6 protein-coding genes are annotated in these 9,952 nt (G+C 68.4%); all 6 read left to right on the top strand.

Annotation, left to right across the window (positions count from 1 at the left end; translation table 11 throughout):
- The first annotated feature begins 179 nt into the window (after positions 1-179).
- The 6 genes from ABIA71_RS08450 to ABIA71_RS08475 all read left to right on the top strand — a co-directional run bounded on the left by ABIA71_RS08450 (position 180) and on the right by ABIA71_RS08475 (position 9,752).
- Positions 180-2,876, top strand: a complete 2,697-nt coding sequence (locus ABIA71_RS08450; RefSeq protein WP_354284692.1) for a DUF2339 domain-containing protein — start codon at positions 180-182, stop codon at positions 2,874-2,876.
- On the top strand, positions 2,876-4,240 hold the full coding sequence (locus tag ABIA71_RS08455; RefSeq protein ID WP_354284694.1) for a DUF3999 domain-containing protein: 1,365 nt from the start codon (positions 2,876-2,878) through the stop codon (positions 4,238-4,240). The genes ABIA71_RS08450 and ABIA71_RS08455 overlap by 1 nt, the downstream gene beginning before the upstream one ends.
- 818 nt (positions 4,241-5,058) lie before the next feature.
- A complete protein-coding gene (locus ABIA71_RS08460; RefSeq protein ID WP_354284718.1) occupies positions 5,059-6,234 on the top strand; it encodes a phosphoglycerate kinase in 1,176 nt (391 codons plus the stop codon).
- Positions 6,234-6,899, top strand: coding sequence for an HAD hydrolase-like protein (locus ABIA71_RS08465; RefSeq protein WP_354284696.1), 666 nt, complete (start codon positions 6,234-6,236; stop codon positions 6,897-6,899). The genes ABIA71_RS08460 and ABIA71_RS08465 overlap by 1 nt, the downstream gene beginning before the upstream one ends.
- Positions 6,900-7,112: 213 nt before the next feature.
- Positions 7,113-8,579 carry a pyruvate kinase gene (gene pyk / locus ABIA71_RS08470; RefSeq protein ID WP_354284698.1) on the top strand — a complete coding sequence of 489 codons (1,467 nt, stop codon included), beginning with the start codon at positions 7,113-7,115 and terminating at the stop codon, positions 8,577-8,579.
- Between the two features lie 168 nt (positions 8,580-8,747).
- The gene (locus tag ABIA71_RS08475; protein ID WP_137190186.1) at positions 8,748-9,752 is read left to right on the top strand and encodes a class I fructose-bisphosphate aldolase; all 1,005 of its coding nucleotides are present in this window, start codon (positions 8,748-8,750) and stop codon (positions 9,750-9,752) included.
- Positions 9,753-9,952: the final 200 nt, after the last annotated feature.

Raw genomic sequence — 9,952 nt, forward strand, 5'->3', positions numbered from 1 at the left:
GGCGCTGCCTCGGTAATACCTGCGAACCCCGGCCCCGTGCCGGGGTTCGTCGTTTGTGGGGGCAGGGCACCCGCGGGGTGCCTGCCCCGCAGCCGCCGCCGATCCATTAGCATGGCCGCGTGCCACCGGCATGGCGTTGGCAGGATGCCGCCGGGGCTTCCCTATGAGGATGGCGTGGAATGGAAGCGTTGATTGCCTTGGTGGCGGTGGTGCTGCTGCTGATCCCGGTACTGCTGATCGTGGCGCTGGTGATGATCGCCGGCCTGCGTCGGCGGGTTGCGGCGTTGGAACGGCAGCAGTTCGACGGTCGCCCGGCCGACGTCGCGGACCCCGTCCGCGCCGAAGCGCCCGAAGCGCGTTCGGTGCATTGGGCCGACCAGCCCTACCAGGCACGTGGACCGGTGGCCGCCGCCGCCGAACCGCCCGCCACCGCGACCGGGTCGTCCCTGCCAGACGCCACGGCGTCGACCGCGCCTGCCGAGGTAGCCGCTCCGGCGCCTGCCGCGTCCCCCAGCCGGCCGCCACCGCTGCCGCCGGCCCCCAGTGCGCCGCCACCGCCTTCCGGGCCGGGCCTGGGCGAGCGCATTGTGGGGGCCATCAAACACTGGTTCACCGACGGCAACGTGCCGGTCAAGATCGGCATGCTGGTGCTGCTGGCGGGTGTCGCCGCGCTGCTCAAGTACGCCAGCGACCAGGGCTGGTTGAACGCACCGATCGAGCTGCGGCTGGCGGCCATTGCCGCTGCCGCGCTGGGCGGGCTGGTGTTCGGCTGGGTCCAGCGCGACCGCCGGCGCCTGTTCGCGCTGGCGCTGCAGGGCGGGGCGATTGGCGTGCTGCTGCTGACCATCTTCGCCGCGTTCAAGCGCTACGACCTCATCGATGCCTTGCCGGCGTTTGCGATGAGCGTGCTGCTGATTGCCGGCATGGGCGTGCTGGCCGTGGTGCAGAACTCGCGCACGCTGGCGGTGCTGGGCATCCTGGCCGGGTTCATGGCGCCGCTCTGGCTGTCCACCGGCAGCGGCAACCACGTGGCGCTGTTCTCGTACTACGCCGTGCTCAATGCGGCGATCCTGGCCATTGCCTGGTGGCGCCCGTGGCGGGTACTCAACCTGCTCGGGTTTGCCTTCACCTTCGGCATCGGCACCGCGTGGGGCGTGCTGCAGTACAGCGCCGACAAGTTCAGCAGCACCGAGCCGTTCCTGCTGCTGTTCTTCGCCTTCTACCTGCTGATTCCGATCCTGTATGCACGGCGCCAGCCGGCGGAGACGCGCGACCTGGTCGACGGCAGCCTGGTGTTCGGTACGCCGCTGATCGCCTTCTCGCTGCAGGCCGGCATGCTGCATGACGACCGGCTTGCGCTGGCCCTGTGTGCCCTGGGCCTGGCCGCGCTGTATGCGGTGCTCGGCTGGGCGCTGATCCGGCGCGCGCGCTACGCCGCACTGGGCCAGTCGCATGCAGTGCTGGCCGTGGGCTTTGCCACCCTGGCGGTACCGTTGGCGCTGTCTGCGCGCGCCACCGCCAGCGTGTTCGCGCTGGAAGGGGCCGGGCTGGTCTGGCTGGGCCTGCGCCAGAAGCGGTGGCTGCCCCAGATCGCCGGCGCGCTGCTGCAGCTGGGCGCGGCGTTCGGGTTCGTGGTCGGCGCCGACTACTGGCACACCGATGCCACCGCGATTACCAACCCCACCTTCATGAGCGGGCTGCTGCTGGCCGTGGCCGGCTTCGCCTCGGCGTGGTGCTACCGGCGTGCACGCCAGGATTCGCCGGCCATCGTGTATTACCTGTGGGGCATGCTGTGGTGGCTGGGCGGCGTGATCCACGAGGTGGGCCGGTTCGTCGACCGCGACAGCCGCCCGGATGCCCTGCTGATCGCGGTGGCCTTCAGCGCCTGGGTGGCAGCCGAAGTACATCGCCGCGCACCGGCCCGCGCACTGGTGCTGACCACGCTGGCGATGCTGCTGGCCGCGTTCCCGCTGGCGCTGTGGCAGGCCGACGTGCACCAGCAGCCGTTCGCCGGCTATGGCGCGCTGGCCTGGGCCGTGTTCGCGCTGCTGGGTGTGCGCAGCCTGTGGTGCCTGCGCGGTGGGCAGGACCGGGTGGCGCTGGCGGCACAGTTCAGCTGGTGGGTGTTGTGGCCCAGCGTGGTGTCGCTGGCGTGCATGTGGCTGGCCGATCGCTTCGCGCTGGCGCAGGGCTGGTCGCTGGCGCTGGCGCTGCTGCCGTGGCTGCTGGTCACCGCCACCGCACTGCTGCGCTGGCCGTGGTTGGCGATGCCGCTGGGGGCACGCTTCGACGTGCTGCGTAGCGCGCTCACCGCCACGCTGTTTGGCGTGCTGGGCGTTAGCTGGCTGTGCCTGCTCGTCCAGCCGGCCTCGCCCGCACCGCTGCCGTGGCTGCCCCTGCTCAATCCGATGGAACTGGCGCAGCTGGCCGTGCTGGCCCTGGCGGCGCGTTGGCTGTGGTCGGCACCGGCACCGGCCGGGCTGCGCGGTCGACGCGTACCGGTGCTGGCCATCGCCGGCTTCGCCCTGCTCACCAGCACCACCCTGCACAGCGTGCACCACTGGGGCGCGGTGGCCTGGAACGACGCACTGTGGTCGTCGACCCTGGCCCAGACCAGCCTCACCGTGGTCTGGAGCGTGCTCGGTGTGATCAGCTGGGTATGGGGCTCGCGCCGCTGCCAGCGCACCCTGTGGTTGGTGGGCGCGGTGCTGATGGGCGTGGTGCTGGCCAAGCTGGTGCTGATCGACCGCCAGCACCTGGGCAACCTGCTCGGCATTTCCTCCTTCATCGCCTACGGCCTGCTGTGCACAGTCGTGGGCTACCTCGCGCCGGCACCGCCGCGCGCGCCGGACGCTACCGTGGAGCCTCAGTCGTGATGACGTTGCGTACCTTGATCGCCGTGTTGTCTCTGGCCGCGGTGCCGTCGCTGGCGCAGTCCGCCGATGCACGCCAGGACTACCGCCAGCAATGGCCGTTGCAGCTGTCCCAGCCACAGGCCGGGGCGTACCGGGTGACGCTGGATGAAGCGGTGTACCGCAGCGCGGTGTCGCCACGGCTGGCCGACGTGCAGGTGTTCAATGCACAGGGCCAGGCATTGCCGACCACGCTGCTGAGTGCCGACCAGCCGCTGGCGCGCCCGGCGCAGTGGCAGGACCTGGCCTGGTTCCCGTTGCCGGCGATGGCCGGCGCCGGGGCCGATGACTTGCAGCTGCTGACCGAACGCAACACCGACGGCAGCGTGCGCCGGGTGGAAGCGCGGCTGGGCCGCAGTGGTGGCGGCAGTGCGCAGGCCGCCGGATGGCTGGTGGACGCCAGTGCACTGAAAGTGGGCGTGCAGGCGCTGCGCCTGGACTGGCAGGTGCAGTCGTCGCTGCAGGCGCGGGTACGGGTGGAGGCCAGCGACGATCTTCGCCAGTGGCAGCGCATTGCCGACGACGTGCCGCTGGTGGATCTGCAGCACGATGGGCGGCGCCTGCAGCAGCGGCGCATCGAGATCGGCCGCCAGGCGCGCTATTTCCGCATCCTGCCGATCGGCGCCGATGCACTGCCGGTACTGTCCAACGTGCAGGCCGAACTGGCGCCGGCACTGGAGGCGATCGACTGGCGCTGGGAATCGCTGTCGGGCGCGGCCGGCAAGCCGGGCGAGTTCGAGTATCAGCTGCAGGGACGCTTCCCGATTTCCCAGGTCGACATCAGCACCGCCGACAACAGCGTGGTGCAGTGGACCCTGCTCAGCCGCGACGACACGTCGCAGCCGTGGCAGGTCCGCGCAGGCCCGTGGGTGGCCTACCAGGTGCAGGACGCCGCCGAACGCCGTCGGTCGCAGACACAATCGTTGCCGGTACCCACGCGCGACCGCTCCTGGAAGCTGGTGGCAGCACAGGCCGAACCGAACCAGGCGCCCACGCTGAAACTGGGCTACCAGCCCGAGGCGCTGGTGTTCCTGAGCCAGGGCGAGCCGCCGTACAGCGTGGCCGCCGGCAGCGTGCGCGCCCGCCGCAGCGATGCACCGGTAGGCACGGTGATCGCACAACTGCGGGAGCAGCAGGGCGCACAATGGCAGCCGGCCGCCGCCACGCTGAAAGGGCAGGCACAGGTCCTGGGCGGCGACGCCGCCGTGGCCCCGCAGCGCGACTGGAAGCAATGGCTGCTGTGGGGGCTGCTGGTGCTGGGCGTGCTGATCGTGGGCGGCTTTGCGGTGAGCGTGCTGCGGCAGAAGCCTGGGGATGTTGGTGGTTGATTGTTGTTGTGTTGTTTGTTCGTTGACGGCAAGAGCAGCGCTTTGGTTGTTCCTGCGGTGAGGTGGCCGGGTGGCCTTGCCCAGGACACGCCGTAAACCCGTCCATGGGGGCTCGGTGATGCCATCCATGGCAACACACGGTCCTGGGCAAGGCCACCCGGCCACCTCCGGAAGGTTCATCGCGTTGGCGGTGGGGGAAGAGGTGCCGGGCAGAGCCCGGCGCTACGTGTCCGAGCGGCGCATGAATGATGTGCTTTTCATCATCCTTCCGCGTCGGTGAGGTATGAGAGCTGCCGGGCAGAGCCCGGCGCTACGTGTCCGAGCGGCGCATGAATGATGTGCTTTTCATCATCCTTCCGCGTCGGTGAGGTATGAGAGATGCCGGGCAGAGCCCGGCGCTACGTGTCCGAGTGCTGCTTTGTGGACGTGCTTCTCACCCTCCTTCCGCACTCATGACGATGAGGCTGCCGGGCAGCGCCCGGCAACACGGTTTTGCTCTTCCATGCGCGCCGACCCAGTGTCGAGTGTGGGGGGCTGTGGGTTCACGGGACCCTGAGCCGCATGGATGCGGCGACGGAGCTTACATGGACGTACTTGCAGCGTGTCCCGTGAACCCACAGGCCCCCGCACAGCGAAGGAGCATCGGCCGCGCTGCTCTGGACGTGGACGTGGACTTGGCTTTGGCTTTGGCTTTGGCCCTGGCTTTGGCTCCCGCCTTCAGCTCCCGCCCGGAAATTTGCGATGCACCCGCGCAGCCGGGACAATGGTCGTCTGCGCCGTGCGTGGCGCCCTTTCCTTCTTCAGCCAAAGAGTTGCCCATGTCCATCGTTCGCATGACCGACCTCGATCTCTCCGGCAAGCGCGTGCTGATCCGCCAGGACCTCAACGTACCGATCGAAAATGGCCGCATCACCTCCGAACAGCGCATCAGCGCCTCGCTGCCGACGCTGAAGCTCGCACTCGAAAAGGGCGCCGCCGTCATGGTCACCTCGCACCTTGGCCGCCCCACCGAAGGCGTCTGGAGCGAAGCCGAATCGCTCGCCCCCGTCGCCCTGCGCCTCTCCCAGCTGCTCGGCGTCCCGGTCCCGCTCGTGCGCGACTGGGTCGACGGCGTCGACGTTGCCCCCGGCGCCATCGTCCTGCTTGAAAATTGCCGCATGAACGTCGGCGAAGGCAAGGACGACGAAACCCTGGCCAAGAAGTATGCCGCCCTCTGCGACATCTTCGTCATGGACGCCTTCGGCACCGCGCACCGCGCCCAGGCCTCCACCCATGGCGTCATCCGCTTCGCCCCCATCGCCGCCGGCGGCCCGCTGCTCATGGCCGAACTCGACGCCCTCGCCAAGGCCCTGCTTGCCCCCGCCCAGCCCCTGCTCGCCATCGTCGCCGGCAGCAAAGTCAGCACCAAGCTTGAACTGCTGTCCAGCCTCGTCGGCAAGGTCGACCAGCTCATCGTCGGCGGCGGCATCGCCAACACCTTCATCGCCGCCGCCGGCTACCCGGTCGGCAAGTCGCTGTACGAACCGGACCTGCTCGACACCGCCAAAAAGATCGTCGCCGATGCCAAGGCCCGCGGCGCCGACATCCCCCTGCCCACCGACGTCGTCGTTGCCAAGCAGTTCCTCCCCGACGCCGAAGCCACCGTGAAGGCCGTGGCCGACGTCGCCGAAGACGACCTCATCCTCGACATCGGCCCGGACACCGCCCAGCACTACGCCGGGCTGATCGCCAAGGCCGGCACCGTGGTCTGGAACGGCCCCGTCGGCGTGTTCGAATTCGAGGCCTTCAGCCACGGCACCCAGGCCCTGGCCCAGGCCATCGCCGCCTCCCCGGCGTTCTCCATCGCCGGTGGTGGCGACACCCTGGCGGCCGTCGACAAGTACGACATCGCCGACCAGGTCAGCTATATCTCCACCGGCGGCGGCGCGTTCCTGGAGTTCCTGGAAGGCAAGACCCTGCCGGCGGTCGCCGCACTGGAAGCACGGGGCGCCTGATGACCATCGGTCGTCACGCCTTCGAACCGCGCGCAACGCTGTTCTTCGACCTCGATGGCACCCTGATCGACTCGGCGGTCGGCATTACCCAATGCGTGGCGCATGCGCTCACCCAGATGGGCCAGCCGGTTCCGCCGCAGGACGAACTGCGGCGCTGGATCGGCCCGTCGCTGCGCACCAGCTTCGCGCCGCTGTTTGCCGACCCGGCCGATGTCGAACAGGCGGTCACCTACTACCGCGAACGTTTCGACGTGGTGGGCTGGCGCGAACACGCGGTGTACCCGCGTATCGGCCAGGTCGTGCAGGAACTGCACGACCGCGGCCACCGGCTGGCCATCGTCACCGCCAAGAACGAGCCGCACGCGCGCCGCATCATCGACCACCTGCCGTTTGGCAGCTGCTTCGAGGACGTCATCGGGGCCACCCTCGACGGCAGTCGCAGCGAGAAGCCGCAGCTGGTCGCCGAAGCCCTGCAGCGCCTGTCGCTGACCCCGGACCAGTGCTGGATGATCGGCGACCGGCGCATGGATATTGCCGGCGCGCGTCATCACGCCATGCGCAATATCGGCGTGTTGTGGGGATTTGGCGGCGCCGACGAGCTGCAATTGGCCGGTGCGCAGCACTTGGCAAACACGCCGGACGACCTGCTCACACTGCTCGCCTGAGGCACGCGGCGGCGTCCCGTACGCCGCCGCATGTCGCGCGCAAAGCCAACCGGGTCGGGGCTTGTCGGCATCTGGACGTCAACCGATGTCCGCCCGGCGGTCCGCGGGTGTCTGCAGGACAACAGCAAGAGCCAGCTGCCCCAAGGCTGTAAACGTATTCATGGGACGTGAAGGGTGTGCTAATTTCGATCCTTTCCCGGGAGCCCATTTACCATGATTGAGCGTCAGCGCCGCACCAAGATCCTTGCCACCCTCGGACCGGCCACCGACCCGCCGGGCGTGCTGGAGGATCTCTTCCGCGCCGGCGTGAACGTGGTCCGCCTCAACTTCAGCCACGGTGACCCGTCCGGCCAGGCCAAGCGTGCCGCCGACGTGCGCGCCGCCGCGCAGCGCGTGGGCGTGGAAGTGGGCATCCTGGCCGACCTGCCGGGCCCGAAGATCCGCATCGAGCGTTTCGCCGAAGGCAAGATCCACCTCAAGGCGGGCGACCGCTTCGACCTGGTCGCCTCGGCCAACCCGCCCCCGGGCGACACCACCCAGGTGGGCGTGAGCTACCTCGGCCTGCCGCAGGACGTGGTGGCCGGTGACGTGCTGCTGCTCGACGACGGCCTGATGCAGCTGCAGGTCCTGGAAGTGCAGGGCGAGCGCATCATCAACACCGTGCTCAACGACGGCGTGCTGTCCGACCGCAAGGGCCTGAACAAGCAGGGCGGTGGCCTGTCGCTGGGCGCGCTGACCGAGCGCGACAAGGAACTGATCGGCATCGTGGCCAAGATCGGCGTGGACTTCATCGCCGTCTCGTTCTGCCGCAACGCGCAGGACATGAACGATGCGCGCGCCATTGCCGAATCGCATGGTTGCTACGCCGCGCTGGTGTCCAAGATCGAGCGCACCGAAGCCATCGAGAACCTGGAAGAAATCGTCGACGCCAGTGATGTGGTGATGGTGGCCCGAGGCGACCTGGGCGTGGAAATCGGCGACGCCGAACTGCCGGGCCTGCAGAAGAAGATCATCAAGGCCTCGCTGGCCCAGAACAAGGTGGTGATCACCGCCACGCAGATGCTGCAGTCGATGGTCGAAAGCCCCATCCCGACCCGTGCCGAAGTGCTGGACGTGGCCAACTCGGTCATCGACGGCACCGATGCGGTGATGCTGTCGGCCGAAACCGCCGCCGGCATGTACCCGGTCAAGGCGGTCGAAGCGATGGCGCGCATCTGCCTGGGCGCCGAACGCCAGTTCCAGACCGAAACCGACTTCGGCGCCTCGCCGCGCAACCTCGAACGTGCCGACCAGGCCATCGCCATGGCCACCATGTTCCTGTCCCAGCACGTGGGCGTGCGCGCGATCGTGGCGATGACCGAATCCGGTGGCACCGCGCGCTACCTGTCACGTTTCCGTGCCTCGGCTCCCGTGTTCGCGGTGACCCGCCACGACGGCGCCCGTCGCCAGATGGCGCTGATGCGAGACGTGTTCCCGATCAACTTCGACAGCCGCGGCTTCACCCCGCGCGAAGCCGCCCGCGGCAGCATCCGCCTGCTGGTGGAAGCCAACCAGCTGCAGGCCGGTGACCGCGTGGTGTTCACCAGCGGCGAGCACATGGAAACCCATGGCGCCACCAACACCCTGCGCCTGCTGGAAGTGGGTGAAGACGGGCGCGCCAGCGGTCTGGGCGACCTGTAAGCGCAACGCCGGGCAAAAAAACCGGCAGTGCAGCACACGGCGGCGCGGCGGAAACGTCGCGCCGTCCTGCGTTCGGCACCTGAAAGCGTTTCCAGATTCTGTGGACGGTCAGTTCACAGGAGGCGGGCGCTATAATTGCGGTTTTCCCGCACCCGCCACAGGAAATACATGAGCATCGAACAGCTGGCCGAAACCGCCCAGGCCATGGTCGCCCCGGGCAAGGGCATCATCGCGATCGACGAATCCACCGGCACCATCGGCAAGCGCTTCGCCAGCGTCGGCCTGGAAAACACCGAAGAGAACCGTCGCGCCTACCGCGAAATGCTGCTGACCACGCCGAAGCTGAACGAGCATATCTCCGGCGCGATCCTGTACGACGAAACCATCCGCCAGTCCACCAAGGACGGCGTACCGTTTGCCAAGTACATGGCCGACAACGGCATCATTCCGGGCATCAAGGTCGACAAGGGCGCCCACGCGCTGGCCGGCTGCCCCGGTGAGCTGGTGACCGAAGGCCTGGACGGCCTGCGCGAGCGCCTGCAGGAGTATTACAAGCTGGGTGCGCGCTTCGCCAAGTGGCGTGCGGTGATCAACATCGGCGAAAGCATCCCGTCGGGCACCTGCATCGAGTCCAACGCCCACGCGCTGGCCCGTTACGCGGCGCTGTGCCAGGAATGCGGCCTGGTGCCGATGGTCGAGCCGGAAGTGATCATGGACGGCGACCACGACATCGAAACCTGCTACGAAGTCACCGAAGCCACCCTGCGTTCGCTGTTCGACGCGCTGTACCAGCAGAACGTGCTGCTGGAAGGCACCATCCTGAAGGCCTCGATGGTCATCTCGGGCAAGGGCTGCGAAGAGCAGGCCGACGTCGAGGAAGTGGCCGAGTCGACCGTGATGTGCCTCAAGAGCACCGTGCCGGCGATCCTGCCGGGCGTGGTGTTCCTGTCCGGCGGCCAGACCGACGAGCAGTCCACCGCGCACCTGGATGCCATGAACCAGATGGGCAACCTGCCGTGGCCGCTGAGCTTCTCCTACGGCCGCGCCATGCAGCAGGCCGCGCTGAAGCTGTGGGCCAAGGACACCAAGGCCAACATCGCCAAGGCACAGCAGACCGTGTACGACCGCGCCAAGGAAAATGGCCAGGCGGCACTGGGCAAGTGGAACGGCTGATACCGGCCTGACCGCACCTGAAAAAATGCCGGCCCTGTGCCGGCATTTTTTTTGGTTCTTCGCCCTGTCCAGGCGCAACCGTCGGCGGGTTGGGCGCTGGGGCCCCATGCCCTTTCCGGCGAATGTCCCCCGGCGTCGGCCTGCGGCCGCCACCTCCTCCTTTATTTCGCCTCCAAGGGCATGGGGCCCCAGCGCCCAAC

The organism is Stenotrophomonas sp. 2619 (assembly GCF_040548725.1).
GTDB classification, from domain to species: domain Bacteria; phylum Pseudomonadota; class Gammaproteobacteria; order Xanthomonadales; family Xanthomonadaceae; genus Stenotrophomonas; species Stenotrophomonas maltophilia_AP.